This window comes from Yersinia enterocolitica subsp. enterocolitica, from assembly GCF_901472495.1.
GTDB classification, from domain to species: Bacteria; Pseudomonadota; Gammaproteobacteria; order Enterobacterales; family Enterobacteriaceae; genus Yersinia; species Yersinia enterocolitica.
Genome location: NZ_LR590469.1, coordinates 2472974 through 2494268, shown reverse-complemented (window position 1 = coordinate 2494268; position 21295 = coordinate 2472974). Strand labels below are relative to the sequence as shown.

Here is a 21295-nt window from a genome sequence, read left to right as displayed (position 1 = left end):
GTATTAGTGGCGGCGGTAGCTCTTCTGAGCGCTATTCACTTTCACCAGATAACGGCGAGATTCACCAGATGGGTGTTTAGTGGTTAGCGTTTGGAATACATCGCCTGGTGCCATATTGTTAATAATATTTACTGCCTGGTTCTTGTCGCTGGAGAATACCCGCAACACGCTCCCAGCACCGCCATTATAGGAAGTAATGACTGCATAACGGCGTGAAGTGGCATTTTGAATACCGCCTAAATAGGTATTTTGCAAAATGGATAGATAGGCTGTGCCTGCATCGATATTATTAGCAGGGTCAAATAGATAACTGCGGCTAGGTTGACCACTTTTACCTTTCATTTTAAACACATCTCGTCCGGCAGTGTGCTGAACAACCTGCATCAGACCTAGCGCATCAGAGCCACTGACTGCATAAGGGTTGAAGCTCGATTCTGTTTGCATAATTGCCAGAATCAGTGATTCTTCTACACCATATTTTTCGGCTGATTGGCGCACCAGCGGCAGATATTTGTGAGCTCGTTTATCCAGATGGTTAGGCACTAATTGCAGGGTCACCGACCAGATAACATGCAAACCAGACGTGCGTTTTTGCATTTTGTTTTGCAGTAAATAATCGGCGAAATGTGCAGCTCGCCATTCCCAACGAATAGGCTCGCCATTGTTATCCAGTACCTGCCCATAAAGGAACGGTTCTTTGCTGATTTGGATATCGTTGGCATCAGAATAGAGATCGATAGAGCCTGGGTCATCGCCCATTAATAATGTGGTAATGATCGCCTGACGTAAGTGAACCGCCGGATCGGTCGTGGCAATAGTTTCAACCGTAATAGTACCGGCATCAAAGTTGATATGGCTGCGGGTTTGATATTGATCCGTATACTTAACGTAATCTTTTGGGCCCGCGATCAAGACTTCTTTTAATCCCCAAATATTTTCAATGTTATGGGCAAACTGACCCATTAAAATTTCAAAACCGTTCGTGTCTTTGATAAAGGCTTCGTTATCTGCCTGATTTTTATTGCCTGAGCAAGACACTAACAAAGGTGCAATGACCAACAAAGCTAAAATTTTCTTCATCTTACAAGCCATATCTTGATGAGGAATTTACCCGTCATATTTCAAGTTACCAGTGCGTTAGCTGCCTTTTTGTAACTCGAGCTATTTAGGGTAATACTCGTCATACGGTACGTTACCAGTGTGTTGGCCCCGAGTGGTTACTGACTCGGCGGAGTATAACCTTCAATATGAACATCCTGCCCTTCAAACAGGAAATTGACCATTTCTTGTTCCAGCAATTTACGGTCTTCGACATTCATCATGCTGAGCTTCTTCTCATTAATCAGCATGGTTTGTTTAGTTATCCATTGTGACCAGGCTTCTTTCGAGATTTCGTTATAGATACGTTTACCGATTTCGCCTGGATACAGCTGAAAATCTTGTCCTTCAGCTTCCTTTTTTAAAAACGTACAAAAAATCGTTCTGCTCATGCTAAATCCTCTTTTATGACTGACAGTCAAATAAAACTGTTTGGGTAGACGGCGGTGTTGCCCGTTATGGTTTCGCTAACTTAGTTTTTGCCAATTCTTCTTTTGCTAGCTCTTCTTTTGCTAACTGAAGTAATAAACGCTCAACTGGGGCGGCCAATCCTACCGACGGTGGTTGTGCTAAGTTATACCAGAGACCTGCCCCATCATCCATGCATCCACGAGCTGATGCAGTATCCAGCCACATTGGAACAATATCCAGATGGAAGTGGCTGAAGGTGTGACGAAAAGCGGTTAACTGCTGCAACTCACTGGCGGCCATACCCCGCTGTTGCAACCAACTATCCAAATCATCTTGCTCGGCAAATTGTGGGAAACAGAATAACCCGCCCCATAGCCCAACGGGTGGGCGCTGTTCGAGCCACACCTGAGGGCCGTTTTGCAGCAATAGAAAATAGGCCGTTTTTTCCGGTATCGTCTGCTTGGGTTTTTTACCTGGATAGCGCGCCCAACTATGGTTAGCATAAGCGAGACACCCTATATTCAATGGGCAAAGTTCGCACTTGGGCTTGGAGCGGGTGCAGACAGTAGCGCCTAAATCCATCATTGCCTGATTAAATTGGCCGACTCCCTTAGCAGGGGTGACATCCTCACTAATTTGCCACAGTCGCCCTTCGACATCTTTTTTACCCGGCCATCCCTCAACGGCATAGCAACGAGCCAGAACTCGCTTAACATTACCGTCCAAAATAGGGAAATGCTGCCCCAAAGAGAGCGATAAAATCGCACCAGCCGTGGAGCGGCCTATGCCGGGTAATGCGAGTATCTCGTCAAAAGTTGTCGGGAATTCCCCCTGATGGCGTTCAACAACTGTTTGGGCGGCTTTATGTAGATTTCTGGCGCGGGCGTAGTAACCCAAGCCAGTCCATAAATGCAGAACTTCATCCAACGGAGCAGCGGCTAAAGCACGAATATCAGGGAAACGCAGCATAAAGCGTTGGAAATAAGGAATGACCGTTGCAACCTGCGTTTGTTGCAACATCACTTCTGATAGCCAGACTTGATACGGTGTTTTATCCAATTGCCATGGCAATGTTTTGCGGCCAAAGCGTTGGTACCACTCAAGTACCATGTGCGCGAATTGTTGCGCTTGCATCATAAGCAGGTATCGATATCCGGCAGAGAATAAATTAGGGCTGGATTGCAGCATAGACTCTTCAGACTGTAAACCCCCTTCGTTCTTGGCGCTACAGCGGCGTTAGCGGCATTCACCCACCCAAATCACTTACTTGAGTAAGCTCATTGGGATTTGTTCACTTGCAGTCTGGCTGTAACCCCAATAACTTTGGGGGGGCTTTAGTTCTTGGCGCTACACCGGCGTTAGCTGCTTTTAATGCGCATAAATAGGTTATTTACAGCTTAATTTTGTACTTATGGCCGCCAGAGTTGATAAACTGGCGTATCTTTGCATAATGCGCGTTCGTATACGCAACCAACAGACAGAAAGCACCATGATAAATGACGTCATATCTCCGGAATTTGATGAAAACGGCCGCGCGATGCGCCGTATTCGTAGTTTTGTCCGCCGTCAGGGGCGCCTGACCAAAGGCCAACAGCTGGCGCTCGATAACTATTGGCCGGTGATGGGCGTAGAATATCAGCCAACCCCTGTTGATTTCACTGCCTTGTTTGGCCGTGAAGCGCCAGTGGTATTGGAAATCGGTTTTGGCATGGGAACCTCACTGGTCACTATGGCTGCCAGCAATCCACAGCAGAATTTTCTCGGGATAGAAGTACATTCCCCAGGCGTTGGCGCATGCCTGGCTTCAGCACATGAAGCGGGCCTGAATAACTTGCGAGTTATGTGTCATGATGCGGTCGAAGTGCTGGAAAATATGATCCCGGATTCTTCACTGGACATGGTTCAGCTGTTTTTCCCTGACCCTTGGCACAAAGCGCGCCATAATAAACGTCGTATCGTCCAGGCACCTTTTGTCGAATTAGTAAAAAGTAAATTAAAAGTGGGTGGCGTGTTCCATATGGCGACCGACTGGCAGCATTATGCGGAACATATGCTGGAGGTGATGTCAGGTGCGAACGGGTACCGCAACCTTTCAGAGCAGAATGATTATGTGCCCCGTCCGGACTCACGTCCGCTGACAAAATTTGAATTACGCGGCCAGCGCCTGGGACATGGCGTTTGGGATCTGATGTTTGAGAGGAAAGAATAATGGCTAAGAATCGTAGTCGTCGTTTACGCAAAAAAATGCATATCGACGAGTTTCAGGAGTTAGGTTTTTCTGTACAGTGGACCTTCCCAGAAGGCACTGGTGTTGATGTTATTGATGAAACTGTCGATGCTTTTATCGATGAGGTCATTGAAGCAAACGGCCTGGCATTTGATGGCAGCGGTTATTTGCAGTGGGAAGGCCTGATTTGCCTGCAAGAGATTGGTCATTGCACTGATGAACACCGTGCGCTAGTGACTAAATGGCTGGAAGCTCGCAAATTGAAAAATGTAGAAACCAGTGAGCTGTTTGATATCTGGTGGGATTGATCTTCCGTTTTAACGGTAGATAATTGATAAGGGCGCCTAATGCAGGCGCCTTTGTTTTTATCAGACGCAGTTAGCGGAAACGGTTACCGGAGATTGATTGGGAGCATTGTTGTGGTAGCAGCTTTAGGGGTAACAACAGGTTTAGATAATACCTTGCTGGCGGATATCTTGCAGCAGGTACGCCCGCTGATTGGTCAAGGGAAAGTGGCGGATTATATCCCCGCCTTGGCCGAAGTTTCGGCTGACAAATTGGGTATCGCGGTCTGTACACTAGATGGCTCGATATATCAGGCCGGAGATGCTAATGAGCGCTTTTCTATTCAATCGATTTCAAAAGTATTAAGTTTGACGCTGGCATTATCTCGTTATGGCGAGCAGGAAATATGGCAGCGAGTGGGTAAAGAGCCATCAGGCCAGCCATTTAACTCTCTGGTGCAGTTAGAGTTAGAAAAGGGCAAACCGCGCAACCCGTTTATTAATCCTGGGGCGCTGGTGGTGTGCGATATGCTACAAAGCCGCCTAAGTGCTCCGAAGCAAAGGATGTTAGAAGTGGTGCGTCAGTTAGTGAATGACGACAACATTAGCTACGACCCGCGAGTGGCGCGCTCGGAATTTGAGCATTCAGATCGCAATGCTGCTATTGCCTATCTAATGAAGTCTTTTGGTAATTTCAACAACGATGTTCTGACAGTACTTCAGACCTATTTCCACTATTGTGCCATGCGCATGAGTTGTGTCGAACTGGCTCGCTGCTTTGTCTATCTGGCAAATCAGGGGCGCAGTATTAGTGGGCATGGCTCGCTTATCACACCCATGCAAGCGCGGCAAATCAATGCTCTGATGATTACCAGCGGTATGTATGATGGAGCCGGTGAATTTGCCTTCCGCGTGGGTATGCCGGGTAAATCGGGGGTCGGAGGCGGGATTATCGCCATTGTGCCTGACGAGTTATGTATTGCGGTTTGGTCACCGGAATTAGATCATGCCGGGAACTCTCTGGCCGGAACGGCTGCCTTAGAGCTACTGGCACAGCGGATTGGCCGCTCCATTTTTTAGGACAGCTCCCCTTCATGCCTAAAGTAAATTCTGGCAGGGTGGGGATTAGCAGGTTATAAATAGCCATAGAAATACAGGATGGCACAGCTTCTCAGGAGTCTTATGTTACTTAAAATGAAAGCATTACGTACGGTCGGCCTGGCAGTATTGATGCTGACTGCCTGGCAGGCACAGGCTGATTATCAGTGCAGCGTAAAGCCGCAGGATGATGTGATTATCAGCCCACACTCTGTACAGGTGGTGGGTGCCAGCGGTAATTTGCAGATTTCGCCCGACGGTGATATTACCCGTAATGGCAAGACATTAACTCTGACCGATGCGCAGCGCCAGCAGGCTTTCCGCTATCAGACGGCCTTGCGCAAAGATTTACCGTGGATAGACCAAGGGGCACAGCAGCGCCTGGAGAAAGCACGGGTTTCATTGGATAAAGTGATTGTTCAGCAACTGGGTAGCAGCAGCAATGTGCGTAACCGGCTGACAACACTGAATGATCAACTTAAACAACAAATGAGTCGCATCATAGAGAAACGCAGCGACGGCTTAACTTTCCATCATAAAGCTATTGATGAGGTTGAAAAAGACGGTCGTCAGTTGGTGCAACAGAGCATGGGCGGTGTGTTGCAAGACAGTCTTAATGAAATGGGTGTTAAGCAGGCGACCAGCGGCAGTGGCGGTAATAATCCATTGCAGGCCATTATGGGCAATCTGGGTGGGTTGCAGCAGGCTATCCAAAACGAATGGAATAATCAGGAGCAAGATTTCCAGCAATTTGGGCACGAAGTCTGTGGGCGTGTGACGGCTCTGGAGCAGCAGCGTAAGGATTTACTCAAAGCATTAAACTAATTACATGATCCGGATTTAACAGGTTCAGATTGTGAATATCGTCTGAACCTGTTCTTCTCATTTATCTCAATAAAACAGGTAGCGTTACAAGAACAGTTCTAACAGTGAGTTAAGGAATAACTTCCCTTTCTCGGTGATCTGCCAGTATTCCTCTGTTTCGATTAAATATTCTTTCGCTAATGCCTCGTCCAATTGTGGGCGAATTGTGCTTTCAGCTAATCCGGTCAAATGGGTGAAATCTGCCCGTGGCGCAGCTTCCAGTAAGCGGAAACGGTTCATAAAGAACTCAAAAGGCCGATCTGCGGCTTCTACCTCGTACTGCTTATCGAGATATTTACCCTGCATAAAACCACGCGGGTGTTTGGTTTTTATCGTGCGTAGGATTCGTCCATCACGGAAAGTGATTTTACCGTGTGCACCACAGCCAATTCCCAGATAATCGCCAAAGCGCCAGTAGTTTAGGTTATGTTGGCATTGATAACCCGGTTTGGCATAGGCGGAGGTTTCATATTGCTGATACCCGGCGGTACTTAATAACTGATGCCCTTGCTGGAAGATATCCCACAGCGCGTCGTCATCTGGCAGTGTCGGTGGGCGCGAACTAAAGCCAGTGTTTTGCTCAATCGTCAACTGATACCAAGACAGGTGTGGTGGATTTAAAGCAATGGCCTGGCGCAAATCATCCAGTGCTTCTTCCAGTGACTGATCCGGCAAACCGTGCATTAAGTCCAGATTAAAACTGCGCAGCTCCAGTGAGGTTGCCAGTTCTGCAGCACGCTTGGCCTCATCCGGCCCGTGTATCCGCCCCAGCCGTGTTAATTTCTCGGCACTGAAGCTTTGCACCCCAATGGAGATACGATTGATACCGGCGCGCTGATAGCCGCTAAAGCGATCCGCTTCCACAGCACCGGGGTTGGCTTCCATAGTGATTTCGGCATCAATTGCCAGTGGCAATCTGGCTCGAACGCCATCAAGTAACTGTTGCATTGCCTCGGCGCTGAGCAAGCTTGGCGTGCCGCCACCAATAAAAATGGTGCTAATCTCACGACCACTGACCAGAGGCACGTCGACATCGAGATCCGCTAGCAAGTGCTCTACATATTCCTGGTGGGGAACATCGCCTTTCAGTGCATGGGAATTAAAGTCACAGTAAGGGCATTTCTGCACACACCAGGGAATGTGAATGTAGAGACTCAGCGGGGGTAATTTAAGCATTGCGCAGGGCATCCAACATCAGTTTCAGTGCCTGACCACGATGGGAAACCGCGTGTTTTTCTTCACGAGTCAATTCTGCGGCTGTTTTACCCAGTTCCGGGACATAAAAAATAGGGTCATAACCGAATCCAGCCGTGCCAGAAGGTTGGCGAGCAATCACACCCGGCCATTGACCATGGAATACCAACGGCGTTGGGTCTTCCGCATGACGCATATAGACCAGCACACAATGGAATTGGGCACCGCGCTGCTCATCAGGAATATCTTTCAACGCGACCAGCAGCTTCTCAAGATTTTGTTGATCACTGGCATCAGCACCGGCGTAGCGGGCGGAGTAAATCCCAGGCGCTCCACCCAAAGCATCAACGGCCAAACCTGAGTCATCAGCGATAGCCGGTAAGCCGGTGGTTTGTGCGGCATGGCGCGCTTTCAATATGGCATTTTCGATAAAGGTTAAGCCGGTCTCTTCGGCAGATTCGACGCCCAGTTCGGTTTGCGCGACGACATCCAAACCAAAATCGGCCAGCAAGGTTGCCAGCTCGCGCACTTTGCCGGGATTACCGGTGGCTAATACTACTTTTTGCATGGAAGAGTCCTGAATTTCATTATTCTAGCGGGAAGTATTTATACCCGTCATACTTCAAGTTGCATGTGCGTTGACTGCCTTCGTTCACCCCAGTCACTTACTGATGCAAGCTCTTGGGGATTATGAGCCTCACCTGAGGCTCCCCTACGGGCCAGCGCAAGCGCTGTTCAAAATGGTTTACAACCAATTTGTCTCTTAGTTGCCGCCTTCCTGTAACTCGAATTATTTAGGGTATGTCATTCGAGCAGTGTCGCAACTTCGGGGGGGATCTGTTGCGGGTTAACTATTTTGATCTGTTTATGCCGCCCCAACTCGCCCTTTTCAATAATCACCTGGCTTTTTGCTACCCGGAACTGTTTAGCGATAAATTTGATCAAATGAGCATTAGCTTGACCATCAACGGGTGGGGCGGTAATGGCGACTTTAAGTTCATCGCCGTGTAAACCGACTATCTGGTCACGGCTGGCTTTCGGCTGAATATATAGCCTGAGAGCCAGCCCGTCCAGCAATGGGGTAACTGCACTCACAGCACGAACCAAAGCTCGCCTAGCAGATCCATACCTAAATAGTTGATCAGATACAGGATCAGAATAACCACCATCGCCGAGAAATCGATGCCGCCCATGGCGGGCAAAATGCGACGAATCGGTGCCATTAAAGGTTCGGTTAACTGATACAGCAGGTAGTCCATTGGGCTACGCCCCTGACTGACCCAGCTCATTAGCGCACGAATGATCATCACCCAGAAAATCAGATAACCGGCCGCTTTCACTAATGAAATAATACCAAACAGCAAGTTATACAGGCTGAGTGACATCGAACCGCTCTGAATCAGTACTAGCAGCGGATACTTGATAGTCATCAGCAAGAACGCCAGTAGCAGCGATGCACTGTCAATCGGCCCCAGAGAAGGGATGACCCGGCGCAACGGGCCGACAATCGGTTGGGTTATTTTCACCACAAATTGTGAGAATGGGTTGTAGAAATCGCTGTGAACCCACTGCATCCAGATGCGCAACAGCAGTACCATCACATACAGGTCAATGACCGTTTTGGCCAGAAAAGTCAGCGTTAGCATGAGTTGCCTTAATCCTTTATTCAATATGGTATGCAGATAAATAGACCTGCCTATTTACCTACTTTCTCGGCCCCTATCTTAACGGGAAAGTGTCAGGGCCAGTGTCGGGTTTTGTAAATTTTGCCGCTGTTAGAACAGCTTTTCCATTTCTTTTGCTCGCAAAATGGCAGCTTGCATAGCACTGGAAACAATCTGAGGTAAGTGTTGTTCGTTAAATACCCGGATTGCTTCGGCCGTCGTCCCCCCTTTAGATGTTACCTGTTCACGCAATGTTGAAAGCGGTAATTGCGGGTTGGCTTCCACTAATGCTGTTGCACCAGATGCCGCTTGCTGCACCAGCATACGGGCGGTTTCACTGTCAAAACCTAAACGTTCTGTTTCTTGCTGCATCGCTTCCATAAACAGGAAGAAATAGGCCGGTGCGCTACCTGCGGCGGCGATAACGCTGTTGATGCCGTTTTCATTATCTACCCAACAAACCTTGCCCACTGAGCTCATCAGTGAAGCCGTGAAATCACGGTCATCTTGCGAGACTTGTTGAGGCGCATAAAGGCCGCTCATCCCTTTCCCCACCAGCGATGGTGTGTTAGGCATGATTCGCACCAGATTGAGATTATCGCCCAACAGCGCATAGAAACGCTCTACCTGCACACCAGCGGCAATAGACAGCACCAGCTTACCGGTGAAATCGATATTTTCCTGCAAGGGTTGGCATACCGCAGCCATTAATTGCGGCTTAACGGCTAAAACAATGACTTCTGCTGTTTTCGCTTCGGCAATATTGTCGTCGCTACTGATAACGCCAAACTCGGCAGCAAGTGCATCACGGTTTTTAGCTGAAGGTGCACAAACGCTGATCATTTTAGCGGGGTAACCACCTGCCACTAAACCCGCGATAATTGCGCGTGCCATATTGCCCGCACCAATGAATGTAATATTGCGATATTTCATTAAATTAGTTCTCCTAAACCAATGGTTTTAGGTGTTTAAGCGCGGGAGCCAAAAATCGCGGTACCAATGCGCACCAAAGTACTACCCGCCGCAATAGCTGCGGCCATATCATCCGTCATCCCCATGGAAAGCGTATCCATCTGAGGGTAGCTGGTTTTTAAAGTCAAGAAGGCCTGATTCATTTGCTCAAATACCGCCAGTTGCCGTTGATAATCTGTTTCAGGTGCCGGAATAGCCATCAGCCCACGTAAATGCAGATGAGGCAGTTCACTGATACTAGCCGCCAAAGCGGGCAGCTCCGCCAGTGCAATACCGGACTTACTCTGCTCATCACTGATATTGACCTGAATGAGGATATTCAGTGCTGGCATTTCTGGCGGGCGTTGCGCACTTAGGCGCTGGGCAATCTTGAGCCTATCGACGGTATGGCACCAGGCAAAATTTTCTGCGACTAATCTGCTTTTATTGGATTGCAGCGGGCCGATAAAGTGCCATTCAAGCTGGGAGGCATGGGCGCTTTCTGCGAAATAGTGGATTTTATCCACCCCTTCCTGCACATAGTTTTCGCCAAAAGCGTATTGCCCCGCGGCGATGGCTTCTTCGATAGCGCTCACAGGCTTGGTTTTACTGACTGCAAGCAACGTCACTTCTTCTGGAGAGCGCCCGCAGTTGCGTGCAGCGGCTGCGATTTTCGCTCTGACATCCTGTAGATTCTGCTCAATTATGCTCATATGGACCCAGGAGTTTGATATGGATTTCACCTGTCTGGATGATAAAAACACAGACTCGGATAACCCTGAATTTAATGGTGTTTCCACCAAATACATTGAGTTGGAAAAACCTGAACATGCCGATGGTGGCTTCAACGAACAGGATTTTGCTAATAAGGTGGCGGATAGTGTAAATCATAATGCATCGGATCTGCACCTTTGTACCGGTTATCATCCGGTATTGCGCATTGATGGTGAACTGAAAACCTTTACTCACTGGCCGCGCGTCAATGCCAGTTGGCTTAACGGCTTAAGCCAACATTTCTTGAGTGAGGATCAACAACGGCAATTACAGCAAAGTGGGCAGGTGGATTGTGCTTGTACCACAAGTGCCGGACAGCGACTACGGGCGAATGTTTTTCAGCAACAGCAGGGGCAATCGATAGCTTTTCGTGTGATTTCAGCAATTAACCCCTCGCTAGATGAATTGGATGCTCCAGACATTATTAGTCAGATAATCAAACAAGATAATGGTTTAATTCTGGTTACCGGGGCGACAGGCAGTGGGAAATCCACCACTTTGAGCGCGATGATCAGTGCGATGAATCAAAAGCAGGCGCGTCATATCATCACGCTGGAGGATCCGATCGAGTTTCTGCATAAAAGTAAATCATGTTTGATTCAGCAGCGGGAGTTGGGCCGTCACACTCATTCTTTCAGTAGCGCGCTCACTGGGGCATTGCGCCAGGATCCCGATATTATTCTATTGGGAGAGTTGCGGGATCAAGAGACAATTCGTTTAGCACTGACTGCTGCTGAAACCGGGCACTTGGTCTTAGCGACATTACATACTCGCACCGCGACTCAAGCCATCGATCGGCTGGTGGATGTTTTTCCTGTGGCAGAAAAAGCGGTAATTCAGGCGCAATTAGCGGCCAGCCTGCGCGCAGTTATCGCACAAAAATTGTGTCATAAAGTGGGCGGAGGACGTATCGCTGTATTTGAGATATTGACGCAAACCACGGCGGCTAGTCATTTGATTCGTGAAGGTAAAACCTACCAACTCTCCTCGGTGATACAGAGCGGTAGACAATGGGGGATGCAAACTTTTGAGCAGGGTATGGCGCAGCGACAAAAGCAGGGTGTATTGGCTGAGCGTCATGTTAGTCAATGAAGCATGTTAGTCGTCAATGGATATAGAGCCGCTAACACCGCTACGGCTCTTATTAAAAAAGATGATACCCAAAGTAATTGGTGTTGCAGCAAGGCAGCAAGCGAATGCATCCCGATGAGCTTACAACGGTAAGTGATTCGGGTAAGTGAGAGCCGCTAACACCGCTGCGGCTCCAAGTACGAAGAGTAAACTAGGCGGCTGGGATCTGCTGGGTAATACAATGAATATTACCGCCTCCTAAGAGGATCTCGCGAGCAGGGACACCAACAATTGCATAGCCAGGGAATATCTGCTGCAACAGATCATGCGCCAGCCCATCAGTGCTGCTATCCAACAGCGGATAAATAATCTGTTGATTGCTGATCAGGAAGTTGACGTAAGACCCGGCTAACCGCTCACCGGCGGTGCGTGGCACGGCATCGCTAGACAGCACATCGAAAGTCTCGGCTTCGGTGTTATACAGCGGGCCTGGCGCAGGTAGCTTCCAGATTTTTAGTTTACGGCCTTTGGCATCAACTGCATTGGATAAAACTTCAAAGGCGGCAACAGAACGCGCGTATTGCGGATCCTGCTGATCGTCAGTCCAATGCAGAGCGACTTCACCAGGGCGGACAAAACAGCACATATTGTCGATGTGGCCATCGGTCTCATCGTTATAAACGCCGTCTTGTAACCAGATGAAATGTGTGACACCAAGGTATTCACGCAGCAACTGTTCAATCTGCACCTGATTAAGGTGCGGGTTGCGGTTAGGATTCAACAAACACTCTGCGGTAGTCAGTAAAGTGCCTTCACCATCGGTATGAATAGAGCCACCTTCCAGCACTAATGGTGCGCTGTAATGGGCATTATTCAAGAAGTCACTCACTTGAACGGCAATTTTTTCATCTTGCTGCCAATTAGCATACAAACCGCCGTTAAGACCGCCCCAGGCATTGAACTGCCAGTCAACTGCGCGGCGTTCGCCAGCACCATTGATGACCATAGTCGGGCCAGTGTCACGCATCCAGGCATCATCGCTGGCCATTTCTACCAGTGTGACACTGGCCGGTAGGGTTGCTTTGGCCTGCGCCATAAACTCGGCGGGAACTCCCATAAATACTGGAGTTGTTCGGCTGATGGCTTCCGCTACTTTTGCAAAAGTCTGCTGAGCGGGAATACCCTTACCGCGCCAGTTGTCTTGGCGATATGGCCATAACATCCAGACTGCATCTTGCTTTGCCCATTCGGCTGGCATAAAGAAACCATCCTGCTGCGGAGTACCCGGCAGGGCTTGTGACGCAGCGCTTTGTAACACGGGGTCTTTAACAGACATACATTATCTCCGGGTTTTGCCGTCAGAAGTGGCAAGTACCTGATACATTTCTGGACGGCGATCGCGGAATAAGCCCCATGACGCGCGCTGAGCAGCGATTTCCTGCAAATCGAACTGGTGAACCAACACAGCTTCGTCGGTTTTGTTGGCCTGAGCCAACAGAGCGCCGGTTTGGTCTGCAATAAATGAAGAGCCGTAGAAGGTCATTTCCAAACCATCGATATATTTGCTTTTCTCAGTACCAATGCGGTTAGAAGCAATCACTGGTACCAGGTTCGCGGCAGCATGGCCTTGCTGAACACGAGTCCAGTGCGGCTGGCTATCGATGTCAGGATAAGCAGGCTCAGATCCAATAGCGGTTGGGTAGAAAATGATTTCTGCCCCCAGTAATGTCAGGCTACGGGCAGTTTCTGGGAACCACTGATCCCAACAGATACCGACACCGACTTTGGCATAGCGGGTCTGCCAGACTTTAAAGCCGGTGTCGCCTGGGATAAAGAACTGTTTTTCCTGATAAGCCGGGCCATTAGGAATGTGAGTTTTGCGGTACACATCCAGAACGGAACCATCAGCATCAATCATGACCAGCGAGTTGTAATAGGCATTATTGGCTTTCTCAAAGAAACTCAATGGCAATACCACTTCCAGCTCGGCTGCCAGCTTGGAGAAATGTTGGATAAGTGGGCTATTGTCCAGCTCTTGGGCCAGTGCATAGTGCTCAGGGCTTTGATCAATGCAGAAATAAGGCGCGGCAAACAGCTCCTGAATCAGGATGATTTGTGCACCCTTGGCATGAGCCTGACGTACCAGTTTCTCGGCATTTTCAATGTTCTTAGGCAGGTCCCAGGAACAGGCCATTTGAGTCGCAGCAACAGTTACTTTTGTCATGAGAAAACCTCAATAAATGTAAAAAACACCCGCGAAAGGTGTGCAATATTTTGAGCCGCTGATTGGCATCCATCCAGTATACAATTGTGCGGGCATGGGTGCCATGCCACGTAGGGAATGCTGGGTAGGATTGTGGAAACAGAACGTAGGAAGTTGTTTGTAGAAGCCAAGCGCAGCGGACTTAGCCCGCTTGCTCATCAAACCAACTTTCCAGAATGATGACCGCAGAGGCGGCGTCGACACTGCCTTTGTCCAGCGCGCGATAGCCGCCACTGTCAAACAAATTAGCACGAGCCTCGACAGTACTGAGGCGTTCATCCTGTAAGGCAATCTGTACACCAAAACGGCCATGCAGGCGGTTGGCAAACCTGCGGGCGCGCGCTGTTAGCGGCTGCTCAGTGCCATCCATATTCAGTGGCAGTCCAACGACGACTAAATCTGGTTGCCACTCTTTCAGCAATTTTTCAACTTTCTGCCAGTCCGGCGTGCCGTCCTGAGCTTTAAAAGAGGTTAGCGCGCGTGCGGTGCCAGTGACTTCCTGACCAATAGCGACGCCGATACTTTTAGTACCAAAATCAAAGGCGACAATCGTGCGATTAGCCATCAGGCGTGTCCTGCTTGCGGAGCGATATTAAAGATATTGATACCCAGCTTATTGGCCGCAGCTTGCCAGCGCTCAGCAATCGGGGTGTTAAACAGGATATGCGTATCTGCTTCAATGGTCAGCCAGGCGTTATCCAGCAGTTCTTGTTCTAACTGCCCCTGCTGCCAACCCGCATACCCCAGCGCTACCAACAAGTTTTTCGGCTGTTCAGGTGTTCCTAACGTCTCCAGTACATCTTTAGAGGTCGTTATCATGGTATCTGGTGAAATAGGAATACTGGAGCCAAAACCTTCCTGTGGCGAATGCAGGATAAACCCACGATCTTCAGCCAGTGGGCCACCGGCCAATACCGCTTTATCCAGCCGAATAGAGGGATCTCGTGGCGTTGGGCTGATTTTTAGTTTTTTCAGTACAGTTTCTACAGTGAACTGTTCCATCGGCTTGTTAATCACCAAACCCATGGCACCCTCTTTGTTATGCTCACAGATATAGATAACCGAGCGCATAAAGTGTGGGTCCTGAAGTGAAGGCATAGCTATAAGAAAATGATGCTGTAAATTCATTATGTTATATAGAGGATTCGCTGAGTTAAGGGATAAACTCTTGTTAGTATGCGGATAAATGCGAATAAAGTCACGGCTCCCCTTTGTCCTTGAAGTTGCAGGGTTGTTAGCTGTGTTCGCGCACCCGAATCACTTACTTGAGTAAGCTCATCGGGATTTGCTCTCTTGCTGCCTACCTGCAACGTCAATGACTTTGGGGATTTCTCTTCGCCCTTGAAGCCGCAGGGTTGTTCGCTGTGTTCATGACTAGGCCCATCCCTGGGCCTTACTTCTATGAGGCCGCGGTAAGTAGCGCTCAAGTCATTTTTGGGTTATTTGTTTGCTAACCGCACTTCGATTGCATCCATCAGCATGCCGGTAATCGACACATCCGGGAAAGCGGCTTCAATTTCGCGTATGCAGGTCGGGCTAGTAACGTTAATTTCAGTCAGGCGATCGCCGATGATATCCAGGCCGACAAAAATTAAGCCTTTTTGCTTCAGTACCGGTGCAACAGCGCGGGCAATTTTCCAATCACTTTCACTCAGTGGGCGGGCTTCGCCACGGCCACCGGCTGCCAAGTTACCGCGAGTTTCACCTTGCGCCGGAATACGTGCCAGGCAGTAAGGCACCGGTTCGCCGTCTACCACCAACACGCGTTTATCGCCTTCTTTAATCGCGGGCAGGAAGTTTTGCGCCATGCAGAATCGGCTGCCCAACTCGGTCAGCGTTTCAATAATAACCGACAGGTTAGGATCATCCTGTTTTACGCGGAATATTGAGGTGCCGCCCATACCATCCAGAGGTTTTAGGATGATATCGCCATGTTCCTGATGGAACTTGCGGATATGGTCTTTGCTACGGCTGACCAGTGTATCTGGGGTTAATTCAGGGAACCACGCAGTAAATAACTTCTCGTTACAGTCGCGTAGGCTCTGTGGTTTATTCACCACCAGCGTGCCTTTATCTTCCGCACGTTCCAGAATATAGGTGGCGTAGATGAATTCAGTATCAAACGGCGGATCTTTACGCATCAGAATGACATCAAGATCATGCAGTGGGATGTCTTGCTCTGTACCAAAACTGAACCAGTCGTTTTTATCCTGTTTTACACTCAGCAGGCGGGTACGGGCACGGCCATCACCACCACGCAGGTAAAGATCACCCATCTCCATATAATGCAGTTCCCAACCACGGCGCTGTGCTTCCAACAGCATAGCGAAGCTGGAGTCTTTCTTGATATTGATGGACGAGATTGGGTCCATTACGATGCCGAGCTTGATCATTCTTCTCTCCTAATGGGAACTCATTTTATCCCAGATCGCCAAACCGCACCTGTAAAGCAGTGATAGCGGTAAGAGCGGTAGTTTCGGTACGCAGCACTCGCGGCCCTAGCAGGATATCAGTAAATCCAAGGCGTGAGGTCATGGCAATTTCATCAGCAGAAAGGCCGCCTTCCGGGCCAATCAACAGACGTACTTTGTTGAGTGACGAGGGGAGGGTGTTAATGCTGTTGCTGGCACGCGGATGCAGATTCAACTTAAGGCTATCATCTTGCGCTGCACACCATTCAGATAGCTGCATTGCTTCGCGGATCTCCGGGATCTTATTGCGCCCGCATTGCTCACAAGCCGCAATAGCAATCTTCTGCCACTGCTGAATTTTCTTTGCCAGACGTTCGCCATCCAGCTTAACGCCGCAGCGCTCGGAAAACAGCGGAGTAATCACATCGACACCCAGCTCAATGGATTTCTGGACCGTAAACTCCATCTTTTCCCCACGGGAAATGACCTGGCCTAAATGTAGATTTAACGGGGATTCACGGTCTTCCAACTGCCCTTCGGCCAACCGGACAATCAGGTTTTTTTTATCCACACGGATAATTTCAGCTGCGAAAACCTGATTACTGCCATCAAATAATTGCAAACTTTGGCCTTCAGTCATTCGCAGCACGCGGCCGACATGATTGGCTGCTTCATCACTGAGCGCCAATTCGGAATTTGCCTGCAAAGGCTGCGGGTGATAAATGCGAGGTATGCGCATGAGTTGTTTGAGCCCTGAAACGAAAACTTTGACCAGTATACTAGATTAGCCTTTTTGCTGCTGGCAAGCGCGTTGTACATAAGGGTTATGATTCCCTTGTGCTTTTGCCACCCGTTCATCACGTAGACATTCCCAGCTTGTCACCGGATATTGACGATTCCAAATCTCGAACAGTTTGCTTTGTTGGCTGGAAAGCCGCAGCTGATATTGGTCGCGCATATAAAAGTAGGTACGGGCAATTGCACCACGTGAGCGTGCAGGGGGGTCAGCCAGCTTATTTTTGAAGTCGACTTTCATCTCGCAGTGACCATATTGACCGTTGCCGCCATTCCACTGGGAATACATGAAGTTATTGCGGTCACCATTCACTTCGCCAATAGCGGGTTGCAGATTATGCAGGTCAGTTTCTATTTGGCGATAGACCGGATCTTTGATGCAATTTTTCCGCCCGCCTTGCTGCCAGCACTGACGCTGGTGGCCAAATTGCCAAGCTGGGACGACATGCTCCCATTCAATCCGCGCGGCACGTTGAGCATTTTTACGAGGTTGATAGCCGCAACTTTTCAGATCCGGAACCCCTTTTTTACCTTGCCAGTCAATTTTGCAACCACAATAAAAACTGCCGGGTGCATCCTGATTAATTTTCGCAGCAACGGCTTTAGCCTGAGAAAAGTTATTAATGCTTTGGCTGTAACCGGAGAGTGGCAGTAGTGGCGAGGACAAAACCAGCAGGAATACAAGTTTGCGTAACATATCTCAAAACAGCCTGATAATGAAAATAGGCAGGTTATAGATAATAGTTATGAATGGCAAATTAACTTGCTGTTTTATAACAATTAACGTTAATTTCTAACAGGTTTTTTTCGCGACAAATTGCAGTTTTTCACCGCATTCGCGACAGCGGTATTCGCTCTCACCGCGCTGAACTTTATTGTGGCGGCGAATAGTTAAGGCGTGTTGCTGGCATTTGCATTGATAATTAAAAGTCTTACTGCGCACAGAGGTGACTGCAAACTGATGCGTACGGCTGGCTGGGACTTGCAAGACATGCTCCATCATCCAACGCCACTCTTTACCATGCGGAGGAACGCGACCAAATTGGCGATAAACCAGTAAATGGGCCAATTCGTGAGGCACAACCTCATCAATAAAAGGTTGTTGATTTTCCAGTAATAATACTGGATTGAGACGTATTTCGAAGGATTGCAGATAGGCGCTGCCCGCGCTGGTACCACGTTGATGATAGTTGATTTTTGGCTCCGGATAGTCGGTGCCAAGGTGCTGGTTCGCCAGCTGCAATTTATGGCGCAAACAGCGCATAACTGCTTGCTGTAGCGCGATGGGGATTCTTAATGAACTCATATCGCGGAAGAATAAAACGGCAGATAGCCAGATGCAAGCCAGTAGGCCGGACAATTTTCAATTGATCATTATGCAAATATATATAATATAAAAATACATAATGAAATATAAACATTAGAGATGCATATGAATAACGATAAAACCATCAGCATGGATCTGATGAGATATGCGGCAGGGCAGGCTTGTGATGTGCTGAAAATATTAGCAAATGAAGATCGGTTGTTGTTGCTGTGCCAACTGAGTCAGGGAGAAAAGGCGGTCGGTGAACTGGAAGAGGCTCTGGGTATTCACCAACCGACACTCTCGCAACAACTTGCTGTACTGCGTAGTGATGGGCTGGTGAATACCCGCCGAGAAGGGAAACGCATATTTTATTCGATCGCTGATAGTAAAGTATTGGCACTGCTTGAAGTGCTGTATCAGCTTTATTGCCCACAAGAGAAGGAGGGCGCATGACTATCGATTGGGCTAATTTCACTCCCTTCAGTGCACTGACTGGTGGCGTGCTATTGGGTATTGCCGTGATAATTTTATGGCTTTGTAATGGCCGTATTGCCGGTATTAGCGGCATTTTAGGCGGATTATTGCCACCAAAGGCGGGGAATATTTCCTGGCGCGTTGCTTTCCTCCTCGGTTTGATTATGGCCCCTATCATTTATTCAATTTTTACGGATCTGCCGGTGATCCAGATTGATGCTGATTTGCCGGTTCTGATCGTGGCCGGATTATTGGTCGGGATCGGAACTCGTTATGGGGCAGGTTGCACCAGTGGACATGGTGTCTGTGGCTTAGCGCGTTTCTCACCGCGTTCATTGCTGGCGACACTGAGCTTTATGTTTACCGGTTTTGCAACAGTGTGGCTTGTTCGCCATCTATTCGCTTAGACGTCAGGAAGGGAATATGAATTTACTTTTCTCATTGCTTGCCGGGCTGGTTTTTGGTCTGGGGTTGATAGTCGCAGGTATGGCGAATCCCGCGAAAGTACTTAGTTTTTTGGATATTGGTGGCTTGTGGGACCCATCACTGGCGCTGGTGATGGCCGCAGCAGTGATGGTCGCGACTCTCGGTTTTGGTTGGGCTAAAAAGCGCCAAACCAGTTTATTTGGATATCCGCTCCAATTACCAACATCCACCCGCATTGATCGCCGTTTAATAGGTGGCAGTATGTTATTTGGTATTGGCTGGGGGCTGGCGGGGATATGCCCAGGGCCGGCATTGGTACTACTGGGCGCGGGGATGTACAAAGGTATTATCTTTGCCGCCGCGATGGTGGCAGGAATGGCAATATTAAGCTTGATTGAGCGTTATCGGCAGTCATAAAAATCAAGCATAAAAAAACCCCGGCTGGCGGGGGTTTTTGTTCTTGAGTTCTTACCGTCTGAAAGTTATTTCAGGCCAGCAGCATCACGCAATAAGGCAGCTTTGTCGGTTTTTTCCCAAGGGAATTCTTCACGACCAAAGTGACCATAAGCGGCGGTTTTGCGATAGATAGGATGCAACAGATCCAGCATCTGAATCAGGCCATAAGGGCGTAGTTCGAAGAACTCACGCACCAGAGCGACCAATCTATCTTCCGCTATCTTGCCGGTGCCAAATGTTTCCACCATGATGGAAGTTGGCTCTGCAACACCGATAGCGTAAGAAACCTGAATTTCGCAACGATCAGCCAGACCCGCTGCAACGATATTTTTTGCCACATAGCGAGCAGCATAGGCAGCAGAACGGTCCACTTTGGATGGATCTTTACCAGAGAATGCGCCGCCACCATGACGTGCCATGCCGCCGTAGGTATCAACGATAATTTTACGGCCAGTTAGACCACAGTCCCCCATTGGGCCACCGATAACAAAACGGCCAGTTGGGTTGATGTGATATTTGGTCTCTTTGGTGAGCCACTCGGCTGGCAGAACCGGCTTGATGATTTCTTCCATCACCGCTTCTTGTAAATCTGTCAGGCTAATATCATCTGAATGCTGAGTTGACAGAACTACCGCATCAATGCCAACAATTTTGCCGTCATCATATTGGAAGGTAATCTGGCTTTTTGCATCTGGGCGTAGCCACGGCAAAGTGCCATTTTTACGTACCTCAGCCTGGCGTTCGACCAAACGGTGAGCATAAGTAATGGGCGCTGGCATCAAAACGCTGGTTTCGTTGGTGGCGTAACCGAACATTAAACCTTGGTCACCTGCGCCTTGCTCCAGTGGATCGGCACGGTCAACACCTTGGTTGATATCAGGAGACTGTTTACCAATTGCGCTCAAAACGGCACAAGAGTTAGCGTCAAAACCCATCTCAGAATTAACATAGCCGATTTCGCGCACAGTACGACGGGTGATCTCTTCGATATCTACCCACGCGTTAGTGGTGACTTCACCACCAACCAATACCATACCCGTTTTGACATAAGTCTCGCAGGCAACTCGTGCTTTTGGATCTTGTTCAAGAATTGCGTCAAGTACGGCATCGGAAATCTGATCGGCAACTTTGTCAGGATGTCCTTCGGAAACCGATTCCGACGTAAATAGGTGTTTAGCCATTTGTTTTCTTTACCTTGAATACAAGTGAAATGTCACTGCATAGCATTGAAGTCAAGCAACCAAAGCCGTTGTTTGAATGGGCTTTTTGTTGCATTGCGCTTTACAACGCCCCTTTAGGCAAAGCCTTTAGCAGTCTATCCTTTTAGAAGTCCGTCATAATTATTATAACGACACAGACATTCTAGCAATTAAAATGAATGGATGTATTAACATCTGGACGTCTATTTTAGGTCAGCTTTTGCCATTAATGCCAGCCCTTTTTGCATCAAGATATTTCTTACTTTGGTTGTCAGTTGATTTATTTACCGCTTGATACACTTGCAGGCCATTTTCATTTTGCATTT

26 protein-coding genes are annotated in these 21295 nt (G+C 48.6%); 8 read left to right on the top strand and 18 right to left on the bottom strand.

Annotation, left to right across the window (positions count from 1 at the left end):
- Positions 1–3: 3 nt before the first annotated feature.
- The 3 genes from mltC to mutY form a co-directional block, all read right to left on the bottom strand.
- The gene (gene mltC / locus FGL26_RS11905; RefSeq protein WP_005173635.1) at positions 4–1080 is read right to left on the bottom strand and encodes a membrane-bound lytic murein transglycosylase MltC; all 1077 of its coding nucleotides are present in this window, start codon (positions 1078–1080) and stop codon (positions 4–6) included.
- 137 nt (positions 1081–1217) lie between these two features.
- Entirely contained in the window at positions 1218–1490 is a 273-nt protein-coding gene (locus tag FGL26_RS11900) for an oxidative damage protection protein (protein ID WP_004703528.1), read from the bottom strand.
- A gap of 64 nt (positions 1491–1554) precedes the next feature.
- A complete protein-coding gene (gene mutY, locus FGL26_RS11895; protein ID WP_005173630.1) occupies positions 1555–2697 on the bottom strand; it encodes an A/G-specific adenine glycosylase in 1143 nt (380 codons plus the stop codon).
- A 301-nt stretch (positions 2698–2998) separates the two neighbouring features.
- Here mutY and trmB point away from each other — a divergent pair, with 301 nt between their 5' ends.
- From trmB to FGL26_RS11875, 4 genes are all read left to right on the top strand, one after another.
- Positions 2999–3718, top strand: coding sequence for a tRNA (guanosine(46)-N7)-methyltransferase TrmB (trmB, locus tag FGL26_RS11890; protein WP_005173629.1), 720 nt, complete (start codon positions 2999–3001; stop codon positions 3716–3718).
- Positions 3718–4044: a YggL family protein gene (locus FGL26_RS11885; RefSeq protein WP_005173625.1), complete on the top strand. Its 327-nt coding sequence runs from the start codon at positions 3718–3720 to the stop codon at positions 4042–4044. The genes trmB and FGL26_RS11885 overlap by 1 nt, the downstream gene beginning before the upstream one ends.
- A 39-nt stretch (positions 4045–4083) precedes the next feature.
- A complete protein-coding gene (gene glsB, locus FGL26_RS11880) occupies positions 4084–5100 on the top strand; it encodes a glutaminase B (RefSeq protein ID WP_005173622.1) in 1017 nt (338 codons plus the stop codon).
- Between the two features lie 102 nt (positions 5101–5202).
- Positions 5203–5943, top strand: a complete 741-nt coding sequence (locus tag FGL26_RS11875; RefSeq protein WP_138060239.1) for a YggN family protein — start codon at positions 5203–5205, stop codon at positions 5941–5943.
- Positions 5944–6027: 84 nt separating this feature from the next.
- Here FGL26_RS11875 and hemW read toward each other — a convergent pair whose 3' ends face one another.
- The 6 genes from hemW to FGL26_RS11845 all read right to left on the bottom strand — a co-directional run bounded on the left by hemW (position 6028) and on the right by FGL26_RS11845 (position 10504).
- Positions 6028–7158, bottom strand: a complete 1131-nt coding sequence (gene hemW / locus FGL26_RS11870; protein ID WP_005173617.1) for a radical SAM family heme chaperone HemW — start codon at positions 7156–7158, stop codon at positions 6028–6030.
- Positions 7151–7744, bottom strand: coding sequence for an XTP/dITP diphosphatase (locus FGL26_RS11865; protein WP_005173616.1), 594 nt, complete (start codon positions 7742–7744; stop codon positions 7151–7153). The genes hemW and FGL26_RS11865 overlap by 8 nt, the downstream gene beginning before the upstream one ends.
- Positions 7745–7980: 236 nt before the next feature.
- A complete protein-coding gene (gene yggU / locus FGL26_RS11860; protein WP_005173614.1) occupies positions 7981–8271 on the bottom strand; it encodes a DUF167 family protein YggU in 291 nt (96 codons plus the stop codon).
- On the bottom strand, positions 8268–8822 hold the full coding sequence (locus tag FGL26_RS11855; RefSeq protein WP_005157142.1) for a YggT family protein: 555 nt from the start codon (positions 8820–8822) through the stop codon (positions 8268–8270). The genes yggU and FGL26_RS11855 overlap by 4 nt, the downstream gene beginning before the upstream one ends.
- Positions 8823–8951: 129 nt before the next feature.
- Positions 8952–9773, bottom strand: a complete 822-nt coding sequence (gene proC / locus FGL26_RS11850) for a pyrroline-5-carboxylate reductase (RefSeq protein WP_005173611.1) — start codon at positions 9771–9773, stop codon at positions 8952–8954.
- A 35-nt stretch (positions 9774–9808) separates the two neighbouring features.
- A complete protein-coding gene (locus tag FGL26_RS11845; RefSeq protein ID WP_005173610.1) occupies positions 9809–10504 on the bottom strand; it encodes a YggS family pyridoxal phosphate-dependent enzyme in 696 nt (231 codons plus the stop codon).
- A 19-nt stretch (positions 10505–10523) separates the two neighbouring features.
- Here FGL26_RS11845 and FGL26_RS11840 point away from each other — a divergent pair, with 19 nt between their 5' ends.
- A complete protein-coding gene (locus FGL26_RS11840) occupies positions 10524–11657 on the top strand; it encodes a type IV pilus twitching motility protein PilT (RefSeq protein ID WP_005173609.1) in 1134 nt (377 codons plus the stop codon).
- Between the two features lie 190 nt (positions 11658–11847).
- Here the strand turns inward: FGL26_RS11840 and aguA are convergent, their stop codons facing one another.
- From aguA to FGL26_RS11795, 8 genes are all read right to left on the bottom strand, one after another.
- On the bottom strand, positions 11848–12972 hold the full coding sequence (gene aguA / locus FGL26_RS11835; protein ID WP_005173607.1) for an agmatine deiminase: 1125 nt from the start codon (positions 12970–12972) through the stop codon (positions 11848–11850).
- Between the two features lie 3 nt (positions 12973–12975).
- Positions 12976–13860 carry an N-carbamoylputrescine amidase gene (aguB, locus tag FGL26_RS11830; protein ID WP_005173604.1) on the bottom strand — a complete coding sequence of 295 codons (885 nt, stop codon included), beginning with the start codon at positions 13858–13860 and terminating at the stop codon, positions 12976–12978.
- A 181-nt stretch (positions 13861–14041) separates the two neighbouring features.
- Positions 14042–14464 (bottom strand): Holliday junction resolvase RuvX, encoded by a 423-nt coding sequence (gene ruvX / locus FGL26_RS11825; protein WP_005157116.1) that lies wholly within the window; start codon positions 14462–14464, stop codon positions 14042–14044.
- On the bottom strand, positions 14464–15027 hold the full coding sequence (locus tag FGL26_RS11820; protein ID WP_011817044.1) for a YqgE/AlgH family protein: 564 nt from the start codon (positions 15025–15027) through the stop codon (positions 14464–14466). Before FGL26_RS11820 ends, ruvX begins: the two co-directional genes overlap by 1 nt.
- A gap of 311 nt (positions 15028–15338) precedes the next feature.
- Positions 15339–16292, bottom strand: coding sequence for a glutathione synthase (gene gshB, locus FGL26_RS11810; RefSeq protein ID WP_005173586.1), 954 nt, complete (start codon positions 16290–16292; stop codon positions 15339–15341).
- Positions 16293–16317: 25 nt separating this feature from the next.
- Positions 16318–17049, bottom strand: coding sequence for a 16S rRNA (uracil(1498)-N(3))-methyltransferase (rsmE, locus tag FGL26_RS11805; protein WP_005173579.1), 732 nt, complete (start codon positions 17047–17049; stop codon positions 16318–16320).
- 45 nt (positions 17050–17094) lie between these two features.
- Positions 17095–17802, bottom strand: coding sequence for a deoxyribonuclease I (gene endA, locus FGL26_RS11800; protein WP_005173574.1), 708 nt, complete (start codon positions 17800–17802; stop codon positions 17095–17097).
- Between the two features lie 96 nt (positions 17803–17898).
- Positions 17899–18411: a SprT family zinc-dependent metalloprotease gene (locus tag FGL26_RS11795; protein ID WP_005173572.1), complete on the bottom strand. Its 513-nt coding sequence runs from the start codon at positions 18409–18411 to the stop codon at positions 17899–17901.
- 126 nt (positions 18412–18537) lie between these two features.
- On the opposite strand from FGL26_RS11795, the gene FGL26_RS11790 reads away from it, so the two are divergent.
- From FGL26_RS11790 to FGL26_RS11780, 3 genes are read left to right on the top strand one after another with little or no spacing between them, the layout of a single operon-like run.
- Positions 18538–18867 carry an ArsR/SmtB family transcription factor gene (locus tag FGL26_RS11790; protein ID WP_005173570.1) on the top strand — a complete coding sequence of 110 codons (330 nt, stop codon included), beginning with the start codon at positions 18538–18540 and terminating at the stop codon, positions 18865–18867.
- Positions 18864–19295, top strand: a complete 432-nt coding sequence (locus tag FGL26_RS11785) for a YeeE/YedE family protein (RefSeq protein WP_005173568.1) — start codon at positions 18864–18866, stop codon at positions 19293–19295. The genes FGL26_RS11790 and FGL26_RS11785 overlap by 4 nt, the downstream gene beginning before the upstream one ends.
- 16 nt (positions 19296–19311) lie before the next feature.
- Positions 19312–19731 (top strand): DUF6691 family protein, encoded by a 420-nt coding sequence (locus tag FGL26_RS11780; protein WP_005173564.1) that lies wholly within the window; start codon positions 19312–19314, stop codon positions 19729–19731.
- A 65-nt stretch (positions 19732–19796) separates the two neighbouring features.
- Here FGL26_RS11780 and metK read toward each other — a convergent pair whose 3' ends face one another.
- The gene (gene metK / locus FGL26_RS11775) at positions 19797–20951 is read right to left on the bottom strand and encodes a methionine adenosyltransferase (RefSeq protein ID WP_005157086.1); all 1155 of its coding nucleotides are present in this window, start codon (positions 20949–20951) and stop codon (positions 19797–19799) included.
- Positions 20952–21295: the final 344 nt, after the last annotated feature.

Bases quoted from the DNA above. Each gene is read 5' to 3' on its own strand.
- mltC (WP_005173635.1), bottom strand. From the start codon at position 1,080: ATGAAGAAAATTTTAGCTTTGTTGGTCATTGCACCTTTGTTAGTGTCT.
- FGL26_RS11900 (WP_004703528.1), bottom strand. From the start codon at position 1,490: ATGAGCAGAACGATTTTTTGTACGTTTTTAAAAAAGGAAGCTGAAGGA.
- mutY (WP_005173630.1), bottom strand. From the start codon at position 2,697: ATGCTGCAATCCAGCCCTAATTTATTCTCTGCCGGATATCGATACCTG.
- trmB (WP_005173629.1), top strand. From the start codon at position 2,999: ATGATAAATGACGTCATATCTCCGGAATTTGATGAAAACGGCCGCGCG.
- FGL26_RS11885 (WP_005173625.1), top strand. From the start codon at position 3,718: ATGGCTAAGAATCGTAGTCGTCGTTTACGCAAAAAAATGCATATCGAC.
- glsB (WP_005173622.1), top strand. From the start codon at position 4,084: ATGCAGGCGCCTTTGTTTTTATCAGACGCAGTTAGCGGAAACGGTTAC.
- FGL26_RS11875 (WP_138060239.1), top strand. From the start codon at position 5,203: ATGTTACTTAAAATGAAAGCATTACGTACGGTCGGCCTGGCAGTATTG.
- hemW (WP_005173617.1), bottom strand. From the start codon at position 7,158: ATGCTTAAATTACCCCCGCTGAGTCTCTACATTCACATTCCCTGGTGT.
- FGL26_RS11865 (WP_005173616.1), bottom strand. From the start codon at position 7,744: ATGCAAAAAGTAGTATTAGCCACCGGTAATCCCGGCAAAGTGCGCGAG.
- FGL26_RS11855 (WP_005157142.1), bottom strand. From the start codon at position 8,822: ATGCTAACGCTGACTTTTCTGGCCAAAACGGTCATTGACCTGTATGTG.
- proC (WP_005173611.1), bottom strand. From the start codon at position 9,773: ATGAAATATCGCAATATTACATTCATTGGTGCGGGCAATATGGCACGC.
- FGL26_RS11845 (WP_005173610.1), bottom strand. From the start codon at position 10,504: ATGAGCATAATTGAGCAGAATCTACAGGATGTCAGAGCGAAAATCGCA.
- FGL26_RS11840 (WP_005173609.1), top strand. From the start codon at position 10,524: ATGGATTTCACCTGTCTGGATGATAAAAACACAGACTCGGATAACCCT.
- aguA (WP_005173607.1), bottom strand. From the start codon at position 12,972: ATGTCTGTTAAAGACCCCGTGTTACAAAGCGCTGCGTCACAAGCCCTG.
- aguB (WP_005173604.1), bottom strand. From the start codon at position 13,860: ATGACAAAAGTAACTGTTGCTGCGACTCAAATGGCCTGTTCCTGGGAC.
- ruvX (WP_005157116.1), bottom strand. From the start codon at position 14,464: ATGGCTAATCGCACGATTGTCGCCTTTGATTTTGGTACTAAAAGTATC.
- FGL26_RS11820 (WP_011817044.1), bottom strand. From the start codon at position 15,027: ATGAATTTACAGCATCATTTTCTTATAGCTATGCCTTCACTTCAGGAC.
- gshB (WP_005173586.1), bottom strand. From the start codon at position 16,292: ATGATCAAGCTCGGCATCGTAATGGACCCAATCTCGTCCATCAATATC.
- rsmE (WP_005173579.1), bottom strand. From the start codon at position 17,049: ATGCGCATACCTCGCATTTATCACCCGCAGCCTTTGCAGGCAAATTCC.
- endA (WP_005173574.1), bottom strand. From the start codon at position 17,802: ATGTTACGCAAACTTGTATTCCTGCTGGTTTTGTCCTCGCCACTACTG.
- FGL26_RS11795 (WP_005173572.1), bottom strand. From the start codon at position 18,411: ATGAGTTCATTAAGAATCCCCATCGCGCTACAGCAAGCAGTTATGCGC.
- FGL26_RS11790 (WP_005173570.1), top strand. From the start codon at position 18,538: ATGAATAACGATAAAACCATCAGCATGGATCTGATGAGATATGCGGCA.
- FGL26_RS11785 (WP_005173568.1), top strand. From the start codon at position 18,864: ATGACTATCGATTGGGCTAATTTCACTCCCTTCAGTGCACTGACTGGT.
- FGL26_RS11780 (WP_005173564.1), top strand. From the start codon at position 19,312: ATGAATTTACTTTTCTCATTGCTTGCCGGGCTGGTTTTTGGTCTGGGG.
- metK (WP_005157086.1), bottom strand. From the start codon at position 20,951: ATGGCTAAACACCTATTTACGTCGGAATCGGTTTCCGAAGGACATCCT.